The organism is Amycolatopsis silviterrae (genome assembly GCF_042684085.1).
Lineage (GTDB): Bacteria > Actinomycetota > Actinomycetes > Mycobacteriales > Pseudonocardiaceae > Amycolatopsis > Amycolatopsis silviterrae.
Genome location: NZ_JBHUKS010000010.1, coordinates 103279 through 128366, shown reverse-complemented (window position 1 = coordinate 128366; position 25088 = coordinate 103279). Strand labels below are relative to the sequence as shown.

The following is a 25088-nucleotide window of genomic DNA, read 5'->3' as shown; positions in this document are numbered from 1 at the left end:
GGTTGGGGAGGACGGGCGGGCTCCGCCGGGAGGCCAGTACTAGGCTCGGCGTCATGTCGAGCCGATCCCTCACTACGCCCGCTCCCGACGCCGCCGCGCTCCGCGCCCGTCTCGACCGCGCCGCGAAAGCGGCCGCCGCCGCCGGCACCGACGCGCTGCTCGTCGCACCCGGGTCCGACCTGCGGTACCTGCTCGGCCAGGCGGGCGGATCGTTCGAGCGGCTGACCACCCTCGTCGTGCCCGCCGACGGCACCCCCGCGCTCGTGGTGCCGAAGCTGGAGGCCCCCGGCTACGCCGGCGTGCCCACCGACGACCTCGGCGTCGAGGTGCTCACCTGGGTCGACGGCGACGACCCGTACCGGCTGGTCGCCGACCGGCTCGGCAAGCCCGGCCGGATCGCGGTCAGCGACTTCACCCCGGCGCTGCACGTGCTGTCCCTGCGCGCCGCGTTCGGCGACGCCGAGCAGACGCTCGCCGGGCCGATCGTGCGCGAGCTGCGGATGCGCAAGGACGCCGCCGAGATCGACGCCCTGCGCAAGGCCGGCGCGGCGATCGACCGCGTGCACGCCCGGATGGGCGAGTGGCTGCGCGCCGGCCGCACCGAGGCCGAGGTCGGCGCGGACATCACCGCCGCCATCGTCGAAGAGGGCCACACGCACGCCGACTTCGTCATCGTCGGCTCCGGCCCCAACGGAGCCAGCCCGCACCACGACGTGTCCGAGCGCGTCATCGAACGCGGCGACGTCGTCGTGATCGACATCGGCGGCCCGGTGCCCGAGGGCTACAACTCCGACTCCACCCGCACCTACTCGATCGGCGAACCCCGCGACGCCGACGTCGCCGAGACCTACGCCGTGCTGCAGCGCGCGCAGCAGGCCGCGGTCGACGCGGTCCGCCCCGGCGCCACTGCCGAGAGCATCGACAAGGCCGCGCGCGACGTCATCGACGCCGCCGGTTTCGGCGAGTACTTCATCCACCGCACCGGCCACGGCATCGGCCTCGACGTGCACGAGGAGCCCTACATCATCGCGGGCAACGCGCTGCCGCTCGAAGCGGGCATGGCCTTCAGCGTCGAGCCGGGCATCTACCAGCCCGGCCGCTGGGGCGCCCGGATCGAGGACATCGTGCTCGTCACCGAGTCGGGCGTCGAGCCGGTGAACACGCGGCCGCACGAACTGGTCGTGCTGGACGCATGAGCGGCCCGCTGGAACCGCTCGACCAGGCGATCGTGCAGGAGCTGGCGGCCGACGGCAGGCGCAGCTTCACCGACCTCGCCGAACGGGTCGGGCTGTCGGTGTCGGCGGTGCACCAGCGCGTCCGCAGGCTCGAACAGCGCGGCGTCATCCTCGGCTACACCGCCCGGCTCGACGGCGAGCAGATCGGCCTCCCGCTCACCGCGCTGATCTCGCTCACCCCGAACGACCCCGCCGCGCCCGACGACTACCCGCAGCGGATCCAGCACATCACCGAGATCGAGTCCTGCTACTCGGTGGCCGGCGACGAGTCCTACATCCTGCTGGTGCGGGTCGCGTCGCCGCTCGGCCTCGAGGACCTGCTCCGGCGGATCCGCGAGGCGGCGAAAGTGTCCACCCGGACCACCGTCGTGCTGTCCACGCCGTTCGAGGGCAGGTCGCCGACGCTGTGACGGTGGTACGGTAAAAGGTATGGCAACACGTAAGGTGACACTCTCGCTCGACAGCGGCGCGCTCGAGTACGCCGAGCGGGCCGCGAAAGCGCACGGAATTTCGGTCTCGTCCTGGCTGTCCAAGGCGGCTCGGCGCGAGGCGGTCCGGACTGGGTATACCCCGCAGCGGGCTCCTGCTGCCCCGTCGGCCGAGGCGGATGAGGCGGAGCGGGCGGCTGCGGAGAAGGAGATGCGTGCGCAGGGGTGAGGTCTGGACTTACCACCCGCCGACGGATCCGGCTCGGCAGCGGACTGTGGTGCTGCTGTCCTCGGACGGGGTGAACGAGTCGGAGCGGCCCTGGTTGCTGGGGACTGAGCTGCTGGAGCGGGATCCTCAGGACATTTTGGGGGTCGCGGTGGATGCTCGGTATTGGGTTTCTACGTTGAATTTGACTCGGTTGTATCGGCCTTGGCTGGCGGAGCGGGTGGCTGAGGTGGATTCCGGGGTTCAGGAGCAGATCGATGTGGCGTTGAGGGCTGCTTTGGATCTTTGAGTGTTTACTGGCTCGTCGCCTGGCGGCGACATTGCGGTTTGTCTGAGGTGGGGGCACCCCGAAGCCCGATTGTGACTACGGCGCGGGGGTGTTTGTCAAGGCGGGAAAGATGCCTTGACAAACACCCCCGCGCCGCGTTTTTGGCTTCGTATCGGGGTGCGGGGGGTGTGGGCGCCTTGGCGGGTTGGGGTGCATCGGTGGCGGTTGGGTGGGGTGGGGCTAGCGCCCCAATGTGGCATTGGGTGCGTCTGACGCACCCAATGTGGCGTTGGTTGCGTTACATGCACCGAACGCCACATTGGGGCGCATCCCGGCGGGGGCGGAGGTCCGTGAAGGACTCCTTGAGGGAATCTGGGGTCGTGAAGGGGCCCCTCGCGGACCGGCTGGGGTCACCGAAGGGTCGTGAGGGGAACCCTGGGGGAATCTGGGGCTGTGAGGGTTCCCCTCACGGACCGTCGGGAGCGCGGGGTCAGCTGATGGGTTCGGGGACTGCGTGGAGTTTGCCGTCTGGGCCGGCCAGGCAGGCGGCGTTGCCTTGTTGCGTGGTGAGGAAGTCGGTGAGGCAGTCGGCGATCGCGGCATGGCCGGCGGCGTTGGGGTGGAAGGATTCCTGCAGGGCGTGCGTCGCGCGGTCGACCTGGGTCAGGTCGCTCAGGTGCAGGGTCAGGCGGGTGAACCATTCCGAGGCCGGGTTGGGGCCGCCGGAGCAGGCTTCGTGGTTTTCGCCTGCTCTTGCCAAATCCAGGAAACGTGCGCCGGACTGGGTGGCTGCTTGTTTGATGCCTGCGGAGAGGGTGCTGATTCCTGCGGTGGAAATCCACTGCAGGTCGTCGGTGCGGAAGGGGCAGCCGTTCAGGCTTTGCAGGTCCGGCGGGATGTCCGGGCCGACCGGGGTCGCGTAGGACTGCAGGACCAGTTGGTAGTCGGCGGGGACGTAGCCGGCGTCGGCCAGTACCTTTTTCACGTCGCCGACTGCGTTCGCCACCTTCGGGATCATGGCGTCCACTTTGGACTTCCAGGTTTCCTTCAAGGCTACGTTGCAGGACGGGCCGCCCGAGGAGAACCAGGCTTTGAAGCACTCGCTGACCTGTGCGGAGAACTTCGGGTCGTCGTTCGCGCCGACCGCGATCACCACCGCAGCGACGCGGTGGTTCTTGACCACGTCGGCCAGTTGGGCGGCTTGGGAGCGTTCGCCCCATTGTTTCGCGTCGCCCAGTGCTACCTGTGCGGCGGGGGCACCGGAGCAAGCCAGGTTGACTCGGGCGGTGATGCCCGGGAGGCGGACCTTCTGCACGAACGCGGCCGACGAGCGGTGGCACCAGTCGCCGTTCTTGCCGTCGGTGTCGGGGCTGTAGGCGCCGGCGCCCTCGCCGGAGACGGTGCTGTCGCCGATCGCGACCACCGTCAGCGGGCCCCGGCCGGGCGGGCCCTGGCGCGGGAAGGGCTGGCCGGGGCGGCTTTCGGTGCCGAAGAAAACGAAGAAGCCCACGAGGACAGCCACGCAGGCCAGGACCAGCGCCCCCCACCACCACCGGAATCGTCGCATCGCTTGCCAAGTCTAGCGAGAACCGGAGCGGGCACGGCAGAGTCTGGGGTGGCTGGGACGCGGGTCACCTTCAGTGGCTGTCCATTGTGGACGGAAGGGTTACTCGGCCGCCCACGTCGGCGGCTTGCGGTGGGTCCACGGTGCGGCTTGTTCCAGCTGTCCGGCCAGGCGGAACAGCAGGTCTTCGCGGGCGAAGGCGGCGGTGAACTGCATGCCGATCGGCAGCTCGGAGGCGGTAGCCAGCGGGACTGACATGGACGGAACCCCTGAAACGTTCGCGGCGGCGGTGTAGGGGGAGCGGTCCAGGAGGCGGTTCAGCCAGCCGTGGCCGTCTAGGTGGTCTGCGCCTTCGCCGTAGGTGCCGAGCGGGACGGGCGGTTCCGGGAGAGTCGGGGAGAGGAGCAGGTCGTAGTGCTCGAAGTGCGCCGCGAGGGTGCGGGACACGGTGTTGCGCATCGCGAGGGCTCGGACGAACTCGTCGGCGGTGACCTGGTGGCCGTACCGGTAGCTGGCCAGTACGACCGGTTCGAGGGTGGTCTGGTCGACGGGGCGGCCTGTTGCGGCGGCGATGCTGTCGATCCACGGGGCGAGGTTCGCGGTCCACATTCGTGCGTTGCCGAGGACGAATTCCTCCCACGAGACGCCTAGGCCGAGTTGGACCTCGTCGACGTTGTGGCCTAGGGACTCCAGCAGGTGCGCGGTTTCGGAGACGGCCGCGGAGACTGGTTCGGTCGGGTGGCGGCCGCCCCACGGCTGTCGCAGGACCGCGATCCGGAGTTCGCCCGGGTCCGTCTTGGCCTCGGCGGCGTAGGGGCGGTCGGGGCGCGGGGCGAAGTACGGGTCGCCGGGCTCGGGGCCTTCGATCAGGTCCAGCAGCACGGCGCTGTCGCGCACGGTCCGGCTCAGGCTGCCCTGCACGGCGAGACCGCTGAAGACCTCGTCCGCGCCCGGGCCGTGCGAAACCCGGCCCCGGGTCGGCTTCAGGCCGAACAATCCGTTGCAGGAGGCCGGAACGCGGATGGAACCCGCGGCGTCGGTGGCGTGCGCGATCGGGACGATGCCGGCGGCGACTGCTGCACCGGAGCCGCCGCTGGAGCCCCCTGCGCTGCGGTCCGGCGACCACGGGTTGCGGGTCGGGCCGTAGAACTCCGGTTCGGTGGTGGTGCTGTAGGCAAGTTCCGGCGACGCGGTCCGGCCGATCGTCACCAGGCCGGCGCGGCGGAACCGGCGCATCAGGAACGAGTCTTCGGGCGCGACCGAACCGGCGGCGAGGCGGCTGCCCAGTTCGCTGCGTTTGCCGGCCATCGTGACGCCGATGTCCTTGAGCAGGAACGGCACGCCGGCCAGCGGGGCGGAACCGGGGGCGGGGTGGTCCTCGGCCGGCCAGGTCTCGACTACCGCGTTGAGCTGCGGATTGACGGCTTCGACCGCTCGGGCGGCCGCGTCGGCGACCTCGGCCGGCGTCACCTCGCCGCGCGCCACCAGCTCGGCCAGGCCGACCGCGTCGTGGCTGGAGTACTCGGAGATTTTCACTGCACACCTTTCGGGAGACTTATCCGTCTTGCATGATACCGAGCGGTATCACGGGGGGCGGTTGTGTACCGTAGCCGGTGAAGCAGCGCAGTGCCAGCCCCCCTCTCGAAGCGCGAGGAAGAACCGATGACCAGCACCTCCGCCCGGCGGCCGACGAGGGTCGCGACCCTGCCGCCCCGCGAGCGCATCCTCGACGCGGCCGAGGAGCTGTTCCTCAACGAGGGCGTGGTCCGGGTCGGGGTCCAGGCGATCGCGGACCGCGCCGGAACCACGAAGATGGCGATCTACCGGCACTTCGGCACCAAGGACGCGCTCATCGCCGAGTGGCTGCGGATCGTCGTGCACGACTACTCCGCGGCGTTCGACGCGGCCGAACAGGCGCATCCGGGCGATTTCGCGGAGCAGATCCGCGCGGTCGGGCGGTTCATCGTCGACGGGCTGCCCGAGTTCTCCCATCGGGGCTGCCCGTTCACGAACTCGGTCGCCGAACTGCCCGATCCGGACCATCCGGCGCGGCGGCTGATCAGCGAGCACAAGACCCGGCAGTTCGGCCGGCTCCGCGCGATGTGCGAGGGTCTCGGCCTGGCCGATCCGGAGCTGGGTGCGGCGGAGCTGACGTTCGCGATGGAGGGGGCGCAGATCGCGGTGCAGAACGGCGGCGTCGAGAACGTCGGCGCGCATCTGACGAAGATCGTCGAGGGTGTGGTCAGCCGGGGCTGAGGGCGGCGCGTTTTCGTTGCAGGAGAAGGCGTTCGGCTTCGTTGGCGACCAGCCGGAGTGCTTCGTCGTAGGACTCGGCGGCTTCCGCGGTCCGGCCTAGGCGGGCGAGCAGATCGGCGCGGACGGCGTGGAACAGGTGCCGGTTGTTGAGGTTCAGACTGTCCACAATGGTCAGTGCGACAGCCGGTCCCTCGACCTCGGCGACGGCGACCGCGCGGTTGAGGGCGACGATCGGCGTTGGGGCGAGTGCGAGCAGCTGGTCGTAGAGGGCGAGGATCTGGGGCCAGTCGGTGCCGTCGCTGTGCACGGCGTTGATCGCGGCCTGGAGCTGGTACGGGCCTGGGCGGTCGATCCGCAGGCATTGCCGGACGAGGTCCTGGCCCTCGGCGATCAGCGTCTGGTCCCAGCGGGCGCGGTCCTGGTCAGGCAGCAGCACCGGGATTCCGTCGGCGTCGAGCCGGGCGGCGCGGCGTGACTCGGTCAGCAGTTCCAGGGCGAGCAAGCCCAGCGCTTCGGGTTCGTCCGGCAGCAGGGCGGCCAGGACGCGGGTCAGGCGGATCGCTTCCGCCGCCAGGTCCGGGCGCGTGAGATCCGGGCCGGTGCTGGCGGTGTGGCCTTCGGTGAAGATCAAGTACAGCACGGCGAGGACGGCGTTGAGCCGTTCCGGAAGGTCGGTCTTTTCGGGTACGCGGTAGGGGATCCGGGCATCGCGGATTTTGGCTTTCGCGCGCACTAGCCGTTGCGCCAGCGTCGGTTCCGGCACGAGGAACGCGTGCGCGATCTCGGCGGTGGTGAGCCCGCCCAGCAGCCGCAGCGTGAGCGCGACGCGGGCGGCGGTGCTCAGTGCGGGGTGGCAGCAGGTGAAGATCAGCCGGAGCCGGTCGTCGGGCACCGCGCCTTCGTCGAACGGCTCGTTCGCGTGCAGGAGCGCGGCTTGCGCGTGCCGGTCGGCGCGGTTCGCTTCGCGGCGGAGGCGGTCGATCCCGCGGTTGCGGGCGGTGGTGATGAGCCAGCCGGCCGGGCTCGGCGGGAGTCCTCCGGCGCGCCACTTCACGGTGGCGATCGCGCAGGCCTCCTGGACCGCTTCCTCGGCGAGATCGAGGTCGCCGAAGACCCCGGCCAGCACCGCGACCGCGCGGCCGTGCTCGGCGCGGAAGACCCGCTCGAGCACGGCCGTCGAGATCACTGGAACTCCCGGACTTCCACCGGCAACGTGGTGATCTCCGAGATCCGCCGCGCCCACTCGGCCGCCGCGGCGGGATCCGGCGCGGTGACGACGGTGAAGCCGCCCAGGTGTTCCTTGCCCTCGGCGAACGGCCCGTCGGTGTACAGGACGTCGTCGCCGGACACCCGGACCACCTTTGCTGCGGCCGCCGGGCGCAGCCCGCCCGAGAAGACCCAGGCGCCGGCGGCCTTCATCTCGTCGGTCACCGCTTCGAGGCGCGCGGCGATGTCCGCCAGCACCTCGGGCTCCGGGGGCCCGCCGTCGGGCTGGTGGATCCCGAGCAGGTACTGCGGCACGGTCGCCCTCCTTCGTTCAGCGCTGCCGGGCCGGGCGCACGATCATCTCGCTGACGTCGACGTCGGCCGGCTGGTCGAGAGCGTAGGCGATGGCGTCGCCGATGGCCTTCGGTTCGATGGCGTCCTTGCGGTAGATCCGCATGAACTCCTGGGTTTCCGGGTCGCTGATCGTGTCCGCCAGCTCGGAGGTCACGACGCCGGGGGAGACCGTGGTGACGCGGATCGACGGGTCGCATTCCAGCCGCAGGCCCTCGGTGATCGCCCACGCCGCGTACTTCGTGCCGCAATACACCGCCGCGGTCGGCGTGACCTGGTGCGCGCCGACCGACGCGACGGTCACGAAGTGGCCGCGGCGCTGGCGGGTGAAGTGCGGCAACGCGGCGGAGATGCCGTGCAGGAGGCCCCGGATGTTGACGTCGATCATCCGGTCCCACTCCTCGACCAGCCCGGCGTCCAAACGGGACAGCGGCATCACGCCCGCGTTCGCGATGAACGCGTCGATCTCGCCGTGGTCGCGCACCGCGCGGTCGACGAAGTCCGTGACATCGGCGCGGTCGGTGACGTCGAGGCGGTGGACTTCGATGCCTTCCGCGCTTTCGGCGAGTTCGGACAGCCGGTCCTCGCGGCGCGCTCCGGCGATCACGTGCCAGCCGCCGGCGGCGAGGCGGCGGGCGGTGGCGGCGCCGATGCCGCTGCTGGCACCGGTGATCAGGGCGGTCTTGCTCATGCGGATTCCTTCGGGAAGTCGGCGGACAGGGTGACGTCGCGCCAGTCGTCGAACGTTGTGCGGAGGGTGTCGAGCCGGGCGGTGGCGATGTCGTAGGCGGCCTGGCCGAGCAGCAGGCGCAGCGGCGGTTCGGCGGAGGTGACGGCGTCGATGACCGCGGTGGCGGCGCGGTCCGGGTCGCCGGGCTGCTTGCCGTAGGTGGCGAGCGTCGAGGTGCGGCGCGCGCCCGCGGTGCCGGCGTAGTCGTCGATGCGGATCGCGGACTCCCGCATGGACGGGCCCGACCAGTTGGTGCGGAACGCGGCCGGTTCCACGATCGTGACGCCGATGCCGAGCGGTCCGGCCTCGGCGGCCAGCGACTCGGTGAAGCCTTCGACGGCGAACTTGGTGGCGTGGTAGTACCCCGTCGCGCCGAACGCGGCCAGCCCGCCGAGCGACGAGACCGAGACGACGTGGCCGCTGCGCCGCGCCCGCATTCCCGGCAGGACCGCGCGGGTCAGCGCCATCAGGCCGAAAACGTTGGCCTCGAACAAAGCGCGGATTTCGGTGTCTTCGCCTTCTTCGACGGCGGCGAGATAGCCGTAGCCGGCGTTGTTGACGAGCACGTCGATCTGACCGAAGACGTTGTGTGCCTCGGCGACCGCACTGGTGATCTGCTGCTGGTCGGTCACGTCGAGTGCGATGGCGACCGCGCGGCCGGGGTGTGCGGCAACGAGGTCCGCGACGCGTCCGGGATCGCGGGCCGTCACCACGGCGCGCAGGCCGCGTTCGAGGACTGCGGTCGCGAGAGCGCGGCCGAGACCGGTGGAACAGCCGGTGATAAACCACACCGGCGCGTTGTTTTCAGACATGGATCTACCCCTGAAGGAATTCGGAATTGCGTAAAAAGCGTCAGCGATGCGGACGGTCGCCGGCGGCGAGACTGCCGAGCAGTCCCAGCGCGGCCTCCGACGGACTGCCCGGATCCGCTTGGTACACCACGAGTTGCTGGCCGGGCGCGCTGTTCACGGTCATCGATTCGTAGTGCAAAGTGAGCATGCCGACGAGCGGGTGCCGGAACCGTTTAGTCTCGTGCGTTTTCTGCCGGAGATCGTGGCGCGCCCACAACCGGCGGAAATCGGCGCTTTTGAGCGACAGCTCGCCGACCGCCTCGATCAGCAGCGGATCGTCCAGATCGGTGCCCGCCGCCGACCGCAGCCCGCCGACGGTGTTGACCGCGACCTGCTCCCAGTCCGGATAGAACTCCCGCGCGTCCGGGTCGAGGAAGGCCAGCCGCAGCAGGTCGCCGCTGTGCTCGTGCCCGCCGAACAGCGCTTCGCCGAGCAGATTCGACGCGAGCACGGTCATGCACCGGCCGAGCACCACCGCGGGCGTCTGCGGCCACGCGTCCATCAGCTGCACCAGCCGCGGACTGACCCGTTCCTTCGCGGGACGGCGCCGGGCCCGCTTCGGCCGGGCGAGCGAGTGCAGGTGCGCGAGCGCCTCTTCGTCCAGCTGCAGCGCCCGGCCGAGCGCGTCGACGACCTGCGCCGACGGCGTGCGCTCCCGGCCCTGCTCCAGCCGCACGTAGTAGTCGGTGCTCACCCCGGCCAGCTGCGCGACCTCCTCCCGGCGCAGGCCGGTGACGCGCCGCCGGGTGTCGGCGAGCTCGTCGGCCGGGGCGGTGGTGCCGCGCCGGGCCCGCAGGAATTCGCCGAGGAGGTTGCTGTCGCTCATGGGACCAGGCTAGGTCGGCGACGGCGGCTGTGGGGGACGCAAAGGGGGTGTGGTTCTCCCACCCTCGCGGTACCCCGCCGCACAGTGGTTCAAACCTTTGCCGGCCCGTTCTGCCCGCGCGCACCGCCGCCGCGGAACCGGCAGGCAGACTGTTTTGACTGGTCAACGGCGCTGGCCGACCCTGCTGGGACCACCCCCTCCACCGGAAGGCGAACCATGCGCCGACTCCCGCTCGCCCTGGCCGCCGTGGCCGCCCTGTCGATGATCGCCGCGCCCGCGCAGGCCGCGGAAACCTGGACCACGGTGTTCGAGGACACCTTCGACGGCCCCGCCGGCACCGGTCTCGACCCGCAGAACTGGCTCTACGACAAGGGAACCGGCTATCCCGGCGGTGCCGCGAACTGGGGCACCGGCGAGATCGAAACCGCGACCGACTCGACGGACAACGTCTACCACGACGGCTCCGGGCACCTGGTCATCAAGCCGCTGCGCGACGCGAACGGCGCGTGGACGTCAGGGCGGATCGAAACCCAGCGCACCGACTTCGGCGCGCCCGAGGGCGGGCAGATGGAGATGAGCGCGACGATCCAGCAGCCGGACCCCGCGCACGGCCTCGGCTACTGGCCCGCGTTCTGGGCGATGGGCGCGGACGCCCGTCCGGTCGGCGCGACGAACTGGCCGAGCATCGGCGAACTGGACATCATGGAGAACGTGAACGCGCTGGACAAGCACTCCAGCACGTTCCACTGTGGACAGTGGGCGGGGGAATGCCACGACCCGGACGGGATCAGCAGCGACCTGCAGGACTGCGGCGGCTGCAAGACCGGGTTCCACACGTATGCGGTGGTGGTGGACCGGCGGGACGCGGCCGCCGAGTCGCTGCGGTTTTCCTTGGACGGCAAGGAGACCTTCGTGGTGAAGCAGAACCAGGTGTCCGACGCGACGTGGAAGGCGGCGGTGGACCATGGGTTCTTCGCGATCTTCGACGTGGCTATCGGCGGGTCTTATCCGAACAAGGTGTGCGGGTGCACGAGCCCGGGGGCGGACATTACTCCGGGGGCGGGGATGAGCGTGGACGCGTTTTCGGTGAAGGTCAGCAAGTAGGGGTCGTGAGTGTTTGTCCCGGTTCTAACCGGGACAAACACTCACGACGTTCTCAGCCCGCGCCGGAAAGGTCTGTCGTCTCCGCCAGCCGGGTCGCCACGTCCAGCAGGGCGGCCGGGCGCGGTCCGTCCGCGCGCCACACCACCACTGTCCGCGCGGATTCGCCCTCCAGCGGCACGAACACCACTCCCGTCCGCCGCAGGCTGTGGGCGGACCGCGCCAGCCGTGTCACGCCGACCCCGGCCGCGACCAAACCCAGCAGTCCCTGCACGGTCGCGGTGCGCTGCACGACGTCCGGCGTGAACCCGGCGGCGGCGAAGTCGGCATCGTACTTGCGGTGCCACGGATCCCACGACGTGCGCGGCGTCAGGACCCACGGCTCGGTCGCGAGGTCCGACAGGCGCAGCGAAGGACGGTCAGCCAAGCGGTGGCCCGACGGCAGGACCGCGCAGACCTCCTCGGTCAGCAGGGTGTGCGTCTCCAGGCCGTCGACCAGCGGCGGGCGGGTGAAACCGGCGTCGAAGCGGCTGCTGAGCACGCCGTCGGCGAGTTCCGCGATCGAGACTTCGGCGGTGGTGACGGTCAGTTCCGGAAGCTGCTGCCGCACCGCGCGCACGACTGGCGGTAGCAAGTAATTCGCGGTGCTGGCAAGGAAAGCCAGCCGCAGGGTGCCGATTTCGCCGCGGACGGCGCGCGCGACGGTCGCTACCGCCTCGTCGGCTCGGGCCAGCACTGCTCGTGCTTCCGGCAGGAACAGTTCGCCGATCGGAGTGAGCCGGGTGCCGCGGGCGTCGCGGTCGAAGAGCTTCGCGCCTAGTTGCCGCTCCAGGACGGTGATCTGCTGCGACAAGGACTGCTGCGCGATGTGGAGAGCCGCTGCCGCGCGGGTGAAGCTCGTGGTTTCGGCGACGGCGGCGAAGTAGCGCAGCTGGCGAAGCTCAGGGGGCACAGGCTGAGACTGTAGCCCGCCAGGAAACCGGTGTTGGCGGTCCCCGGCATCGGCGCGCCACGATCGGAGGCGGAAGAAACCACTGGAGGGACTGCTCAAATGACCGAGGAAACCGCCGGCCGCGTGTGGCTGATCACCGGGTGCTCCAGCGGCTTCGGCCGCGAACTCGCCCAGGCCGCGCTCGCCGCGGGGGACCGGGTCCTCGCGACCGCCCGCAAACCGGAGGCGCTCGCCGATCTCGCCGCGACGGGCGGGGAACGGGTGCGCACGGCCGCGCTGGACGTCACCGACCCGGAGCAGATCGACGCCGTCGTGCGCACCGCGCTGGACGAGTTCGGCCGGATCGACGTACTGGTCAACAACGCCGGGCACGGGTCCGTCGGCGCGGTCGAGGAACTGACGCTGCCCGACTTGCGCGCGGTGCTGGAGGTGATGTTCTTCGGCGCGGTCGCGATGACGAAGGCCGTCGTCCCGCTGCTGCGCGAACAGGGGAGCGGCACGATCGTGCAGATGAGTTCGATGGGCGGACTGCTCGCGCCGCCCGCGTTCGGGGCCTACTGCGCGGCGAAATACGCTCTGGAAGGACTGTCCGAGGCGCTCGCGGCGGAGGTCGCGCCGCTCGGGGTCAAGGTGCTGATCGTGGAGCCGGGCGCGTTCCGCACGTCGTTCGGCGGCACGGCGATGCACCGCTCTCAGCGGATCGACGCCTATGCCGAATCGACCGAGGCCACTCGCGCCGCGATCGAGGGGATGGACGGCACCCAGCCCGGCGACCCGGCGAAAGCGGCGGCGGCGATCCTCCGGGCGGTGGACGCGCCCGACGCGCCGCTGCGGCTCGCGCTCGGCGGCGACGCGGTGGACGCGATCCGGGGCAAAATCGAGGCGCTGAACCAGGATCTCGACTCCTGGGAGACGGTCAGCCGGGCCACCGCGCTGGACGTGTGACCGCAGAGTTGTTGTCCGTGAGGGGAACCCTGAGGGAATCAGAGTCCCTCAGGGTTCCCCTCACGGACCTGACGACAGGGTTACGGGTAATTCGGGACGTTGACCGGTTTGGTGCCGTCCGGGGTCACGTCGCCGGTGTCGTTCACGACGTGGGTGATCGTGCCCCGGTGGTTCAGCGACACCGTCAGCAGGCTGTGCAGCTTCACCCCGTCGTTCTGCGGCACCTCGAACGCGTGGTAGCTCGAAACCGCCGGATTGGTGTCGAAGAAGCAGTAGCTGCCCAAGCCCCACGCCTCGTGCGACTTCACGTCCGGGCCGACCTTGTACGCGGCGTACCCGGCGGTGCCCGGCGCGGAGTTCCACGAAGCCTGGTCCGGGACATCGTAGGGCATCTCGTTCTGGAAGAAGACCGTCTTCCCGTTCTGGCCGTTCCACACGACCTGGAACTTCTGGTAATGCTCCACGAACAGCCCGGTCGCGGTCACGTTGTCGCCGTTGACCTGCACCCCGGTATCCGCGGTGTTCGTGGTCCAGCCGACGGTCCCGCTCTTGCCGTGGTCGGCGCGCCAGGCCCAGACGTGGTCGACGATCGTGTCGTCGCTGTTCACGACCAGGCTGGTGGTGGCCTTGCCCGCCAGATCGCCGCCGACGCGGAAGAACACGTCCTGCAGCGACGTCGGGTTCGCCGCGTGGCTCGTGTGCTTCCCGGCGTTGCCGACGGTCAGCAGGGACTCCGAGTTCTTCGTGCCCGCGTCGAAGAGCAGGCCCTTCACCCGCACACCGTCCACATCGGACACATGCATGGCGTCGACTCCGTTGTCCGGGATCAGCGTCGGGTAGCCGATGCCTAGCACGGTCGTGCCGGGGCGGGTGACGTTCAGCGTCTGGTCGAGGTGGTAGGCGCCGGGGGTGAAGAACAGGTTGCAGCCGGAGTCGAGGGAGCTGTTGATGCTCTCGGCGGTGTCTCCCGGCTTGACGACGCGGAATTGGCTCATCGGAACGGAATCACCGGGCGTGCCGCCGTTCGCCCAGCTCGGTCCGGACGCGTTCGTGCGCAGCGAGGGCAGGAAGACGCGGTAGTTGCCGCCGCCGTCCACGTACAGGTAGGGCACGTCGCGCGACACGGGGGTGGTGTCGAGTGTCGTTTCCGGCGGGTTCGGGAACGAGTTGGCCGGCGCGCCCGTGGTCCCGGAGAAGACCATGTTCCACACGCCGCCGTCCCAGCTGCCCAGCGCCGAATCCCGCGTGTACCACTGCTGCTGCGAAACCGAAGCGGCCTGACCGGACACCCGGGTGTCGGCGACGTAGCCGCCGCTCGCGTACCCGTAGCTGGCCGGGAACAGCTGCAGCCCGCCCTTGATGTCCATCCGGCGGAACGGCGCGGCCTGCGACACCGCCCAGCGGTCGCTGCCGCTTGACGGCGTGACGGCCATGTTCTCCGCCGACCGCCAGAAGTTCTGCAGCGCGGAGCCCTGGTCGGACTCGTTGAAGGCGTCCACGGTGATGTCGCCGTTGATCTGGACGTCGCCCGGATTCTGGCCGAGGCCGGCGACGGAGGTGTAGAAGCCGACGTTGTCGTGCACCGAGTAGGCGCCGGGCTTGAACAGGTGCGCGACGCGGCCCGAGCCGAACTGCGCGGTCTGGGTGTCCTTCTGCGCCTCGAAGTCCTTGTCCAGCTGGGCCTGGATCGTGGCGGAGGGCATTCCCGGGTCGAAAATGTGCACGTTCGGCCCGAAATCCGGCTGATCGGACTGGCCGGTGCAGCCCGCCCGCGCGGACGCTGGGGCCGCGGCGGCGGGGACGGCCAGCCCGGCCGCGGCGAGCAGGGCCAGCGCGAACAGCGCCGGTCCGCGGGATCGGGACGGCCGCCCGGGCGGGCGATAGGTCCGGTTCACTTGAGGACACCTCCGGCGGTAGGGGATTTACCCACCAGTTTGTGGTCGGCCACAACAAATTAAACGCCCAGCTCGGCGCCGCCGGTCACAACTCGGTCACGGTTGTCTGGACCACTGGCGCGATTCCGGCTATCGGAAACTTGTTCACGTCCGGGTGACGCAGCCAGCCTCGCGCCGCGTTGTGCCGCACGATGGCCCCTGGACCTGCCGCCGTGAAGATCGGAGTCCCGGTGCCCCGGACAGCTACGGACAAACCCTGGCGGATCGGCTTCGCCGCCGCCGTGTCGGCCCTGGCGATGGCGTGCGGCGTCGCGACCGCCGGACCGGCTTCCGCCGCCGACTACTCGAAGGCCGGCGAGAATGTTGCCGGTTCACAAATTCTGCGGCACGAGGGTGTGCAAAGCGGGAGCCCGCGGCTCGACCGGGCGGCCGGGCAGACCCTCGGCCACGACGTGAGCGGGCACCAGGGCCCGGTCGACTGGGGCCGGGCGGCCGGCGCGGGCGCCCGGTTCGCCTACGTCAAGGCGACCGAGGGCACCGGGTTCGTGAGCCCGCAGTTCGGCCAGCAGTACAACGGCGCGCACGACGCGGGCCTGATCCGCGGCGCGTACCACTTCGCCCGGCCGGACATCTCCACCGGCGCGCAGCAAGCCGACTACTTCATCGCCAACGGCGGCGCGTGGCGCGGCGACGGCAAGACGCTGCCGGGCGCGCTGGACATCGAGTACAACCCGTACGGCGACGCCTGCTACGGCAAAAGCCAGGCCGACATGACCGCCTGGATCGCCGACTTCACCCACCGGTACCTGGCGAAACAGCGCCGCAGCGCGATCATCTACACCTCGACGTCGTGGTGGAAGCTCTGCACCGGCAACGCGGGCGGCTTCGGCGACACCAACCCGCTGTGGCTCGCCCGGTACGCCCCGCAGATCGGCGAACTCCCGGCGGGCTGGGACAAACAGAGCATCTGGCAGTTCGCGCGCACCGGCAGCCTGCCCGGCGACCAGAACTACTACAACGGGCCGATGAACCGCGTGCAGGCGCTCGCCAGGGGAGCCGCTTCTTCGGCGTGATCGCCGGAAAAGCCTTACCGGACGGGCCCCGGCGTAGTTGGATCACCGGGTGACTTTCGCGATCGGGCTCTTCGACCTCTTCACCTACGCCATCCCGGGCGCCCTGCACCTGGCGTTCCTGACCTACGTCGCCGGACGGCTGCACTGGCTCGACCTCGCCGCCGTCTCGCGCGGGCCGGGAGTGGTGCTGGTGATCGGGATCGCGGTCGCGAGCTACCTGCTTGGCTATCTGGCATATCCGATGGGCGCGCGGCTGTCGCGCTGGCTGCCGAGGCGGCGGAAGCGGAACGCGCGGGAGGAGTTCCTGCGCCGCAACCCCGCCGCACGCGGGCGCGCGTTTGTTGAGGCGGACCCGTTTCTGCTGCTGTCGGCGCTGCAGCTGCACGACGCCGACGCGGCGATGGAGGCGACCCGGCTGCGCACGGCCGGGCTGATGCTGCGCAATTCCAGCCCGGTCATGGCGTTCGGGTTCGTGGCGTCGGTGGTGGAGCTGATCGTTGGGGGCCACCTGGTGTTCGCGGCGTGCGGCGTGGTGCTGTTCGCCGCCGCGTGTCCCGCGTTGATCGCGCAGAGCCGGCTGCTGTCGCATTGGGCGAGCGTGAAGACGCTGGAGCTCAGCTTCTGGGTGCCGGACGTGGAGGAGACGCTGGCGGCGGTCCGGAAACCCGAGTGATCCGGTAGACCAGCGCCGGATCAGCTGCGGACGGGTTCGCGCCAGGCGAAGTCGGCGCCGAGCGCTGCGGTGAGGCGGCTGACGGTCTGGCGGCTGGTCTCGTCGCCGGCGTGCTCGGGGAGCCAGGCGCAGGCGAGGTAAGCCCCGGCGAGATCGGCGGTGGCGCGGGCGGCGGCCAGGCATTCCTCGATCTGGGCGAGGGAAGGGCCGGGGCCGGAAGGAAAGCGCGCGCCGGGCAGTTGGGCGCTGTCGATGACGTCGATGTCGAGGTGAAGGTAGACCGGGACGGAGCCGAGCTGGTCGAGGGCGGCGGTGATCGCGGCGGGGTCGGCGGGTACGCGGCGGACGTGGCTGGCGGCGAGGGCGTCGTGCTCGGCCGGGTCGACGTCGCGGCTGTCGGCGAGCACGACCCGGGTGTCGGGGATCGGGCGGAGGCCGAGCGTGTCGTCGAACAAGCCGGGTGTGCGGCCGGTCAGCATGGCCAGCGCCATGCCGCCGAGATAGCCGCTGGTCGAGATTGCGGGGGTGTTGAAGTCGCCGTGGGCGTCCAGCCACAGCACGGCCAGGTCTTCATGACGGCGTTGCAGCGCGGCGACTACGGCGCGGCTGGTGGGGCAGTCGCCGGAGAGGACCAGGGGTTTCGCGACCTGCGAGACCGCGTCGGTGGTGGCTCGGTGCAGCAGGCTCATCCGGGCGGGGACCGGACCGGAGGGGAGGGCCGGCGGGACGACTTGAGTCGCGGTGGCGGGGATCGGGAAGTTCGGGAGGTGCTCGTCGAGGTGCCAGGGCGTGGTGATCAGATCCCAGGCGTCGTCAGCCACGAGGTGTCTCGCTTTCGTTTCGGTGGGCGAGGAGGTCGAGCAGTCCGCGGAGTTCGGCGGCACCGGCTCGCAGGTGGGCGGTGAGTTCCGCCCTGGCCTGTTCCGGGGTGCCGTGCAACGCGTCCAGCAGTTGGCGGTGGTCGTCGGCGGTGCGGCCGAGTTCGCGGCGGGAACGCTCGGCCAGTGCGAGGGCGAGGCGTTGTTCTTGCTGGAGCTGCGCGTGGAAGCGGCGCAGGCGGGGGCTGCGGGTGGCGGCGACCAGGGTGGCGTGGAAGAGCCGGTCGCCGTCGAGTGCCGCGGCGGTGTCGCCGTGGTCGAAGGCGTGCTCGATCTGGTCCACCAGGTCGGCGAGCTGATGGTAGATCGCCGGATCGCGGTGCTCGGTGAGAGCGTCGGCGGCGGTCAGTTCGACGGAAGCGCGGGCGGCGTAGAGGTCGGCGACGTCCGGTCCGGTGACGTCCGCGACGACGATGCCGCGGTTCATCTGGTAGCGGACCAGGCCTTCGCTTTCGAGGGTCCGCGCGGCCTCGCGGACGGTGCCGCGGGAGACGCCGAGTTCGGCGGCGACGGCGGCTTCGCGCAGCGGAGTGCCGGGCGGCAGCCGTCCGGACAAGATGGCCTGCCGCACGGCTTCGGCGGCCTGCTCGGCGGTGCTCTGCCGCTGGATGTTCGCGCCGAGGCCGGGGATCGGGTTCGTCGGGGTCATCAGGGCCTAAGATTGCCAGATTGTCCGACAATCTGGCAACCAAGAATGAAGTCGACCCCCGGCCGCGAAGGGAATCGCAGCCGGGGGTCGACGACAGAATGGGTTCAGCGACCCCGGAAGCGCGCGGCCAGCGCCGCGATCGGCGAACGGCGTCCGCGCAGCGGGACCTGGCCCGACGTGATGTCGTCCAGCAGCGTCGCCACCGTTTCGCTCGCGCAGGTCCGGTTCGCGCCGATCCCGCCGGACGGGCCGCGCTTGATCCAGCCCACCACGTACGCGCCGGTCCGCCCGTCGACCCGGCCCGCCGTGTTCGGGATGGTTCCGGCGGCTTCGTCGAACGGCAGGCCCGGCACCGGACGGCCGCGGTAGCCGACCGCCCGCACGACCTGCCCGGCCGCGATCTCGACCGGTCCGGACGGGCCTTCGGCGCGCAGTCCGCGCACCTGGCGGTCGCCGGTGATCTCGGCGGGGGCCGAGTGGAAGCGCAGCACGATCCGGCGCGGGCCGTCGGACGGCGGGGCGGTCCAGTCGACCGTCTCCCGGGCCAAACCCCGCAGCAGCGCGGCTTTTCCGGTGCCCGCGTCGATCGCCTCGGCGGTGCGCGGGTCTTCGGTGTCGACCACGAGCGGCACGTTCGCGCGCTGGGCCAGCGCGATCAGTTCGGGGGAGGTGTAGGCGGCGTCTTCCGGGCCGCGCCGGGCGAGCAGGACCACCTCGCGGACCTTGCTGGAGCGCAACCGTTCCAGTGCGTGCGGGGCGATCGTCGTGCCGGCCAGGTCGTCCGGGTCGGCGGTGAGGATGCGGGCGACGTCGAGGGCGACGTTGCCGGTGCCGATCAGCACGACCCGCTCCGCGGAGAGGTCGACCGCGTGCGCGGGGACGTCCGGGTGGCCGTTGTACCAGGCGACCACCGTCGTCGCGGCGAGGCTGCCGGTCAGGTCCTCGCCGGCGAGGCCGAGGCTTCGTGCGGAAGAAGCGCCGACCGCGTAGATCACCGCGTCGTGCCGCTCGGCCAGTTCGTCCACCGTGACGTGCCGCCCGACCTCGACGCCGAGCTTCAGCTTCAGCCGCGGGTGATGGTGGAACCGGGAGAACGTCTCTCCGATCCGCTTCGTGTCCGGGTGATCCGGCGCGACGCCGTAGCGCACCAGCCCGCCCGCGACCGGCAGCCGGTCGATCAGCGTGACGCGCGCGTTGGTGTGCAGCAACAGGTCTTCCACGGCGTACATCCCGGCCGGGCCGGTGCCGACGACGGCGACGTCCGCGGGCTCGAGGTCGCTCGGGATCTCCCGGTCGAACGTCGGCGGGCCCCAGCGGTGGAAGTTCGGCGCCGGGTTCGCGGCGGCCGGCGGGCGGTCGGCGAAGAAGTCCGCGTTGATCCCCTCGTACACCTTCATCGAGTCGGTGAGCAGGTCCACCGGGAAGATCGCGTCGACCGGGCACGCGTCGGCGCAGGCCCCGCAGTCGATGCACGAGGCCGGGTCGACGTAGAGCATCTCGGTGGTGCCGAAGTCCGGCTCGTCCGGCGTCGGGTGGATGCAGTTGACCGGGCAGACCGACACGCACGTCGCGTCGTTGCAGCAGGTCTGGGTGATCGCGAAAGCCATGTCAGATCAGATTCGCCCGCTTGTAGAACACCATCGCCGGCTTCGTGAGCAGGCCGCACGAGCCGAGGAACTCCATCAGCCCGGCACAGCTCGACCGCATCATCGACTTGTGGTGCTCGTTGTTCTTCGCCTCGCGCAGCGCGCGCTCGGCGTCCAGCCCGGCGTTCTTGTACACGTCGCGGTTGACCATGCTGCTGACGATGAAGTACGACGCGATCGCGATGACCAGCGCGTTGAACTGGCGGCGCACGGCTCCCGCGCCCTCCAGCTGCTCGCGCGTCTCCTCGCGGGCGAACTTCATGTGCCGCGACTCTTCGACGACGTGGATGTTGTTGATGGTGCGCACGAACGGGACCACGCGCTCGTCGCGCATCCAGTCGCGCTGCATCACGTCGAGGACCTCTTCGGCGACCAGGATCGCCGCGTACGCCGCTTCGCCGCCCGCGACCGCCTTGAAGACGCGGCCCAGTTCGACGGCGAGCTTGCGCGGCCGGTACGGGGGAGCGCCGAGCTTCTGCGCACCGCGCGCGAACATGATCGAGTGGCGGCATTCGTCGGCGATCTCGGTGAGCGCCCACTGGAACGCCGGGTCGGTCGGGTCCTTGGCGTAGAAATCGCGCAGCACCATCTGCTGCAGGATCATCTCGAACCAGATCCCGGTGCTCGCGACCGACGCCGCCTCCTGGCGGGTCAGCTCCTTCTGCTGCTCCGGGGTCATCTCGGCCCAGTAGCTCGTGCCGTAGAGCGTGCTCCACTCCGGGCTGGCCCCGTGGAAGTCCTTGTCCAGCGGGGTTTCCCAGTCGACCTCGGTGGCCGGGTCGTAGGACAGGGTCGCGGAGGAGTCGAGCAGCCGCTGCGCGGTCTCGTGCCGGCCGGACGGGGCTGCTTCCGGTGCTCGCCGCACGTCTGCGCTGGTCATTCGGTCCTCCCTGAGCGACATTGATTAGGTATTACCGCGATTCACTGTTACCTAAGGTAACACCTATCTGGCCGTATCGCGAGAGGCGCCGGCGAACCGCGTGTCGTCCGTTCGGGCAATCCGCCCGGGACAACGCGGCTGACCTGGCAGGATGAGCCGCGAATGACTTCTTGACCTCGGAGGAACCGCCGTCGTGACGCAACCGCCCTATCCCGGCGCGGAGCCGTACCCTCCGCTGCCGCCCGCTTACGGTGGGCAGGCTCCCCCCTACAGCGGGCAGTTCGCCGCGCAGCCGCCCCCGGCATCGGCGTACTTCGGCGCGACCGCCATCGTCGCGGCGACCCTGGCGTCGGTCATCGGCCTGGTGGCCACGATCGGCTTCGTCGTTGCCTTCTTCCGGATCACCACGCACCCGACCTCGGCGAGGATGCTGTCCAGCAGCGTCGTCGGCGCGGTGGACCTGGCGATCGCGGCGCTGGCGATCGCCGGGGCGATCGGGCTGTTCAAACGGTCCCCGGCCGGGCGGATCTGCGTGCTGGCCGGCAGCGGGCTGGCGGTGCTGGACATCGTCGTGCTGATGATCGTCAGCCTCGACTCCAGCTTCGTCCGCAAGAGCGCGCCGCCGACGCTGCAGATGACGTTCCCGAGCGGCTTCCTGTGGCTTATCGTCCCGGTGGCGGCGATCGTGCTGGCGGCGCACCGGAGGACCGGTGCGTGGCTGCTGCCCAAGACCCCGCCGATGCCGTACCACCCCGGCTGGTGACCGGCGGCCGTGAAGAAGTCCTCCGCACTCCACGGCTGCGGCTGACCACCTGGCTGCCTTCGGACCTGGACGATCTCGCTGCCCTGCACGCGGACCCGGAGGTCATGCAACACATGACGAGCGGGCCGCAGACTCGCGCGGCTACCCGGGAGCGGCTGGAGACGTTCATGGCCGAGCAGCAGCGGTGGGGCTGGTCGAAGTGGCGGGTCGAAGGTGCGTCGGGGTTTCTCGGGCGTGCCGGGTTCGGGCTTACCCATCGGAGCGGGCACCGGGAAGTCGGCTATCTGTTGGCGCGCGCGGCGTGGGGAGCGGGGCTGGCTACGGAGCTGACGCAGGCGCTCCGGCGGTGGCACGAGAACCATCCGGAGCCCGCTCTCGCGCCCGAACTGCGGGCGTATGTGCTGCCCGGCAACGCGGCCAGTCGCCGGGTGCTCTCGAAAGCGGGCTTCCAGGAGGTCGGGGAGGAAGACGGCCAGCTCGTGTTCGAGTCAGTCCGTCCGTGACCGGCGGAGCCGGGGCAGCACCGCCACCCACAGCAACACGGTCGCGATTCCGTACGCCACGGTCATGGTCAGGCTCATCGACAGCGGCGTCGTCCCGCCCAGAGACACCAGCGGTGCCACGATCGGCCCGATCGCGAACGACGACGTGCCGAGCAGCGCCGCCGCGGTTCCGGCTCGGCGGCCGTGGTTGGCCAGGGCCAGCGCGTTGCCGTTCGCCTGTGTGGTCCCGCCCGCGAACATCAGCAGTGCCAACGGAATCAGCAGCGCGGCCAGGCCGGCACCGAACAACACCGCGCCCAGCATTGTCAGTGCCGCTGCGGCGGTGAAGGTCGTGCCTAGCACGTACATCCGGACCGGACCGGCTCGTCGCACCGCTGCGCGGTTTGCCTGGGCTCCGAGCACCGACATCACCGCGTTCGCCGCGAAACACGCGCTGAACAGTTGCGGCGACAGCGAAAATCCGTCCTGCAGCACGAAACTGATCGACGCCAGGTAGGTGAAGAACGCCGCTCCGCCGCACGTGCTCACGAGCAGGAAGCCCAGGAACAGCCGGTCTTTCAGCAGCACCCGGAACTCGCCACGGCCGCGCCGCGGATGTCGTTCTTCAGGCGGCAGGCTCTCCGGCAGCGCGGTCGCGGCGACGACCAGCAGCGCCGCGCCGATGCCGGCCAGGACGCCGAAGATCCCGCGCCACCCGATGACGGCCGCCAGCTGTCCGCCTACCACCGGAGCGACGATCGGTGCCAGCGCTCCGACGGTGGTCAGCAAGGCCAGCAGCCGTACCAGTTCGACGCCCTCGGCGAGATCGCGCGCGACGGCCAGCGAGAGCACGATTCCAGCCGAACCGCACAGTCCCTGGAGGAACCTCGCCGCGAGCAGCACCTCGATCGACGGCGCGAACGCGCACACCACCGACAGGACGGTGAACAGCCCGATCCCGGCCAGCAACGGACGCCGCCTGCCGAGCCGGTCGCTCAGCGGGCCGACGACCAGTTGCCCGAAGGCAAGGCCGAGCATGCACACCGACATGGTCGCCTGGGCAAGGCTCTCGCCGGCGCGAAGGTCGTCGGCTAGCTGGGGGAGGGCGGGCAGGTAGAGGTCCATCGAGATCGGGCCGAAGACCTCCAGCAGGCCCAGCACCACCGCCATGCGGAACGCGCTGGGGCGCTTCTTCGGCGGTGCTTCAGCTTGCAGTGGCTTCATCCGGTGCGCAGGATCCGGCGCAGCCACGAAAGCCGGGCCGCGACGGCGGAGCGGGACACTTCCGCGTCGGGGGAGAAACCGGCGAAACCGTGGTAACCGCCTGCCCAGACGTGCAGTTCCGCTTGTCCGCCGGTCGCCCAGATCCGCAATGCGTACTCGGTCGTCTCGTCGCGGAAGATCTCCGCGGCACCGACGTCCAGGTACGCGGGCGGCAGGCCGGACAGGTCGGCCATCCGCGCCGGGACCGCGTACGGCGAGGCCGCGTCGGTGCCCCGCGCCGGGCCGAGCAGGGCGTTCCAGCCGGTGTCGTTGTTGTTGCGGTCCCAGGCGCCGATCCCGTCGTACTGGCGGGTCGACACTGACTCGTTGCGGTCATCGAGCATCGGGCAAGCCAGCAGCTGTCCGGCGATGGCCGGGCCGTTGCGGTCCCGGGCCAGCAGCGCTACGCCTGCCGCCAGGCCGCCGCCCGCGCTGGCACCGGTGACGACGATCCGCGACGGGTCTATGCCGAGTTCGTCAGCGTGTTCGACGGTCCACAAGAGACCGGCGTAGCAGTCCTCGACGGCGGCCGGGGCCGGGTTTTCGGGGGCCAGCCGGTATTCCACGGAGATGCCGACGGCGTCGAACCGCAGCACGTCGTCGATCAGGCCGTCCAGTCCGAAGAACCGGTTGCCCAGCACCATGCCGCCGCCGTGGATGCTGTAGAGCGCGGGGGCGCCGGCGGCTCCTGACCGGGGCCGGACGACGGTGAGGATGATGTCCGGGGCTCCGTCGGGGCCGGGGACGGTGTGTTCGGTCAGGTCGACCGGGCGGTCGCCGACCATCTGCTCGACCGGCGGGATGATCGTCGCGAAATGCGCGCGGTTGGCCAGGATGGTGTCCGCGCGCAGCGGGATCCGCTCGACCAGGTCGAGGAACGCGGCGAGCCCCGGTTCCAGTTCCGGGTCGTACGGCACCGGCGGGACGCTCATTTCCCTGCCTTCCCGAAGATCCGGCGCAGCCACGAGTTCCGGGTTTCCAGCGCGGCCTTGCTGATCGGCCAGTCCGGCACGTACATGTCGAAGCCGTGGAAGGCGCCGGCCCACACGTGCAGTTCGGCTTGTCCGCCGGTCGCCCAGATCCGCAGCGCGTACTCGGTGTCCTCGTCGCGGAACGGTTCGGCGCTGCCTACCTCGATGAACGCGGGCGGCAGTCCGGACAGGTCGGTCGCGCGCGCCGGGGCGGCATAGGGGGAGACGTCGTCGGTGCCGACTGCGTCGCCGAGCAGGGACTGCCAGCCCGCCAGGTTCGACTCCCGGGTCCAGGTGCCCAGGCCGGGGTACTGCTGGCTGGCGATGGTCGTGTTGCGGTCGTCGATCATCGGGCACAGCAGCAGCTGGCCCGCGATGGCGGGGCCGTTGCGGTCGCGGGCCAGCAGGGAGACCGCCGCCGCGAGCCCGCCGCCCGCGCTGCCGCCCATGACGACCACTCGCGACGGGTCGATGCCGAGTTCGTCGGCGTGCTCGACTGTCCACACCAGACCGGCGTAGCAGTCCTCGACCGGTGCGGGATGTGGATGTTCAGGGGCGAGCCGGTATTCGACGTTCACCGCCACGACGTTCAGCTCCAGCACCAGCGCGAGCAGGCGACCAACATCCATGTTGCGGTGGCCGACCATCATGCCGCCGCCGTGGATGTTGTAGAGCACCGGCAGCGCACCGTTGCTGGCGTGCGGGGACAGGATGGTGATTTCGAGGTCCGGGGCGCCGGCCGGGCCGGGGATAGTCTGCTCGACGACGGTGACCGGCGCGTCGCCGACGACTTCGGCGGCGGGCGGGAACATCTCGGCCATCGCGCGGCGCAGGCCGGGGATCGTCTCCGGGGTGAACGGCGGGGCATCGGCGGGGAGGATCTCGGCGAGCGCGGGCTCGATCTCCGGATCGAACGGGACGGGGGGATGGGTCAAGGCAGCCTCCTGGGGCGGGCAGGGGTGGGGATGCGGTCCGT

General features: G+C 70.6%; 27 protein-coding genes. 11 read left to right on the top strand and 16 right to left on the bottom strand.

Annotation, left to right across the window (positions count from 1 at the left end; translation table 11 throughout):
• The first annotated feature begins 53 nt into the window (after nt 1-53).
• The 4 genes from ACFSVL_RS15295 to ACFSVL_RS15280 are packed head-to-tail and all read left to right on the top strand — an operon-like array spanning nt 54 to nt 2178.
• Nucleotides 54-1196, top strand: a complete 1143-nt coding sequence (locus tag ACFSVL_RS15295; protein ID WP_378304591.1) for a M24 family metallopeptidase — start codon at nt 54-56, stop codon at nt 1194-1196.
• Complete coding sequence (locus ACFSVL_RS15290) at nt 1193-1645, top strand: Lrp/AsnC family transcriptional regulator (protein WP_009078207.1); 453 nt, start codon at nt 1193-1195, stop codon at nt 1643-1645. The genes ACFSVL_RS15295 and ACFSVL_RS15290 overlap by 4 nt, the downstream gene beginning before the upstream one ends.
• Nucleotides 1646-1664: 19 nt before the next feature.
• A complete protein-coding gene (locus ACFSVL_RS15285) occupies nt 1665-1892 on the top strand; it encodes a hypothetical protein (RefSeq protein WP_378304588.1) in 228 nt (75 codons plus the stop codon).
• Nucleotides 1879-2178: a hypothetical protein gene (locus tag ACFSVL_RS15280; RefSeq protein WP_378304587.1), complete on the top strand. Its 300-nt coding sequence runs from the start codon at nt 1879-1881 to the stop codon at nt 2176-2178. Before ACFSVL_RS15285 ends, ACFSVL_RS15280 begins: the two co-directional genes overlap by 14 nt.
• A 469-nt stretch (nt 2179-2647) precedes the next feature.
• On the opposite strand, the gene ACFSVL_RS15275 is transcribed toward ACFSVL_RS15280, so the two are convergent.
• Nucleotides 2648-3724: a GDSL-type esterase/lipase family protein gene (locus ACFSVL_RS15275; RefSeq protein WP_378304585.1), complete on the bottom strand. Its 1077-nt coding sequence runs from the start codon at nt 3722-3724 to the stop codon at nt 2648-2650.
• Between the two features lie 99 nt (nt 3725-3823).
• Entirely contained in the window at nt 3824-5257 is a 1434-nt protein-coding gene (locus tag ACFSVL_RS15270) for an amidase (RefSeq protein ID WP_378304583.1), read from the bottom strand.
• A gap of 126 nt (nt 5258-5383) precedes the next feature.
• On the opposite strand from ACFSVL_RS15270, the gene ACFSVL_RS15265 reads away from it, so the two are divergent.
• The gene (locus tag ACFSVL_RS15265) at nt 5384-5977 is read left to right on the top strand and encodes a TetR/AcrR family transcriptional regulator (RefSeq protein WP_378304581.1); all 594 of its coding nucleotides are present in this window, start codon (nt 5384-5386) and stop codon (nt 5975-5977) included.
• Here ACFSVL_RS15265 and ACFSVL_RS15260 read toward each other — a convergent pair.
• Genes ACFSVL_RS15260 through ACFSVL_RS15240 form a run of 5 tightly spaced genes read right to left on the bottom strand, consistent with a single transcriptional unit; the run spans nt 5964 to nt 9941 of the window.
• Entirely contained in the window at nt 5964-7163 is a 1200-nt protein-coding gene (locus ACFSVL_RS15260) for an RNA polymerase sigma factor (RefSeq protein WP_378304579.1), read from the bottom strand. The two genes, ACFSVL_RS15265 and ACFSVL_RS15260, sit on opposite strands and share 14 nt — an antisense overlap.
• Nucleotides 7160-7498 (bottom strand): YciI family protein, encoded by a 339-nt coding sequence (locus ACFSVL_RS15255; RefSeq protein WP_378304577.1) that lies wholly within the window; start codon nt 7496-7498, stop codon nt 7160-7162. The genes ACFSVL_RS15260 and ACFSVL_RS15255 overlap by 4 nt, the downstream gene beginning before the upstream one ends.
• Before the next feature lie 16 nt (nt 7499-7514).
• Nucleotides 7515-8225, bottom strand: a complete 711-nt coding sequence (locus ACFSVL_RS15250; RefSeq protein WP_378304576.1) for an SDR family oxidoreductase — start codon at nt 8223-8225, stop codon at nt 7515-7517.
• Nucleotides 8222-9076 (bottom strand): oxidoreductase, encoded by an 855-nt coding sequence (locus ACFSVL_RS15245; RefSeq protein ID WP_378304574.1) that lies wholly within the window; start codon nt 9074-9076, stop codon nt 8222-8224. Before ACFSVL_RS15245 ends, ACFSVL_RS15250 begins: the two co-directional genes overlap by 4 nt.
• A gap of 40 nt (nt 9077-9116) precedes the next feature.
• Nucleotides 9117-9941 (bottom strand): helix-turn-helix transcriptional regulator, encoded by an 825-nt coding sequence (locus ACFSVL_RS15240; RefSeq protein WP_378304572.1) that lies wholly within the window; start codon nt 9939-9941, stop codon nt 9117-9119.
• 216 nt (nt 9942-10157) lie between these two features.
• Between ACFSVL_RS15240 and ACFSVL_RS15235 the strand changes: the two genes are divergently transcribed.
• Nucleotides 10158-11045 (top strand): glycoside hydrolase family 16 protein, encoded by an 888-nt coding sequence (locus tag ACFSVL_RS15235; RefSeq protein WP_378304570.1) that lies wholly within the window; start codon nt 10158-10160, stop codon nt 11043-11045.
• Nucleotides 11046-11097: 52 nt separating this feature from the next.
• Here ACFSVL_RS15235 and ACFSVL_RS15230 read toward each other — a convergent pair whose 3' ends face one another.
• A complete protein-coding gene (locus tag ACFSVL_RS15230; RefSeq protein ID WP_378304569.1) occupies nt 11098-11994 on the bottom strand; it encodes a LysR family transcriptional regulator in 897 nt (298 codons plus the stop codon).
• 99 nt (nt 11995-12093) lie between these two features.
• On the opposite strand from ACFSVL_RS15230, the gene ACFSVL_RS15225 reads away from it, so the two are divergent.
• Nucleotides 12094-12939, top strand: a complete 846-nt coding sequence (locus tag ACFSVL_RS15225; protein ID WP_378304567.1) for an oxidoreductase — start codon at nt 12094-12096, stop codon at nt 12937-12939.
• Nucleotides 12940-13019: 80 nt separating this feature from the next.
• Here the strand turns inward: ACFSVL_RS15225 and ACFSVL_RS15220 are convergent, their stop codons facing one another.
• Entirely contained in the window at nt 13020-14834 is a 1815-nt protein-coding gene (locus tag ACFSVL_RS15220; RefSeq protein WP_378304565.1) for a hypothetical protein, read from the bottom strand.
• A 296-nt stretch (nt 14835-15130) separates the two neighbouring features.
• Here ACFSVL_RS15220 and ACFSVL_RS15215 point away from each other — a divergent pair, with 296 nt between their 5' ends.
• Complete coding sequence (locus ACFSVL_RS15215; RefSeq protein ID WP_378304689.1) at nt 15131-15907, top strand: GH25 family lysozyme; 777 nt, start codon at nt 15131-15133, stop codon at nt 15905-15907.
• A gap of 49 nt (nt 15908-15956) precedes the next feature.
• Nucleotides 15957-16580 (top strand): hypothetical protein, encoded by a 624-nt coding sequence (locus ACFSVL_RS15210; protein WP_378304563.1) that lies wholly within the window; start codon nt 15957-15959, stop codon nt 16578-16580.
• A 20-nt stretch (nt 16581-16600) separates the two neighbouring features.
• Here the strand turns inward: ACFSVL_RS15210 and ACFSVL_RS15205 are convergent, their stop codons facing one another.
• The 4 genes from ACFSVL_RS15205 to ACFSVL_RS15190 form a co-directional block, all read right to left on the bottom strand.
• On the bottom strand, nt 16601-17401 hold the full coding sequence (locus tag ACFSVL_RS15205; RefSeq protein ID WP_378304561.1) for an arginase family protein: 801 nt from the start codon (nt 17399-17401) through the stop codon (nt 16601-16603).
• Nucleotides 17394-18107: a GntR family transcriptional regulator gene (locus tag ACFSVL_RS15200; RefSeq protein WP_378304559.1), complete on the bottom strand. Its 714-nt coding sequence runs from the start codon at nt 18105-18107 to the stop codon at nt 17394-17396. Before ACFSVL_RS15200 ends, ACFSVL_RS15205 begins: the two co-directional genes overlap by 8 nt.
• 104 nt (nt 18108-18211) lie before the next feature.
• Nucleotides 18212-19714: an FAD-dependent oxidoreductase gene (locus ACFSVL_RS15195; protein ID WP_378304557.1), complete on the bottom strand. Its 1503-nt coding sequence runs from the start codon at nt 19712-19714 to the stop codon at nt 18212-18214.
• A gap of 1 nt (nt 19715) precedes the next feature.
• Nucleotides 19716-20633 carry an AurF N-oxygenase family protein gene (locus tag ACFSVL_RS15190; protein ID WP_378304555.1) on the bottom strand — a complete coding sequence of 306 codons (918 nt, stop codon included), beginning with the start codon at nt 20631-20633 and terminating at the stop codon, nt 19716-19718.
• A 193-nt stretch (nt 20634-20826) separates the two neighbouring features.
• Between ACFSVL_RS15190 and ACFSVL_RS15185 the strand changes: the two genes are divergently transcribed.
• Nucleotides 20827-21396, top strand: a complete 570-nt coding sequence (locus ACFSVL_RS15185) for a hypothetical protein (protein WP_378304553.1) — start codon at nt 20827-20829, stop codon at nt 21394-21396.
• Nucleotides 21348-21899, top strand: a complete 552-nt coding sequence (locus ACFSVL_RS15180; protein WP_378304551.1) for a GNAT family N-acetyltransferase — start codon at nt 21348-21350, stop codon at nt 21897-21899. Before ACFSVL_RS15185 ends, ACFSVL_RS15180 begins: the two co-directional genes overlap by 49 nt.
• On the opposite strand, the gene ACFSVL_RS15175 is transcribed toward ACFSVL_RS15180, so the two are convergent.
• Genes ACFSVL_RS15175 through ACFSVL_RS15165 form a run of 3 tightly spaced genes read right to left on the bottom strand, consistent with a single transcriptional unit; the run spans nt 21885 to nt 25047 of the window.
• Entirely contained in the window at nt 21885-23102 is a 1218-nt protein-coding gene (locus ACFSVL_RS15175; RefSeq protein WP_378304549.1) for a multidrug effflux MFS transporter, read from the bottom strand. The genes ACFSVL_RS15180 and ACFSVL_RS15175 overlap by 15 nt on opposite strands.
• A complete protein-coding gene (locus tag ACFSVL_RS15170) occupies nt 23099-24073 on the bottom strand; it encodes an alpha/beta hydrolase (protein ID WP_378304548.1) in 975 nt (324 codons plus the stop codon). Before ACFSVL_RS15170 ends, ACFSVL_RS15175 begins: the two co-directional genes overlap by 4 nt.
• Nucleotides 24070-25047: an alpha/beta hydrolase gene (locus ACFSVL_RS15165; protein WP_378304546.1), complete on the bottom strand. Its 978-nt coding sequence runs from the start codon at nt 25045-25047 to the stop codon at nt 24070-24072. The genes ACFSVL_RS15170 and ACFSVL_RS15165 overlap by 4 nt, the downstream gene beginning before the upstream one ends.
• Nucleotides 25048-25088: the final 41 nt, after the last annotated feature.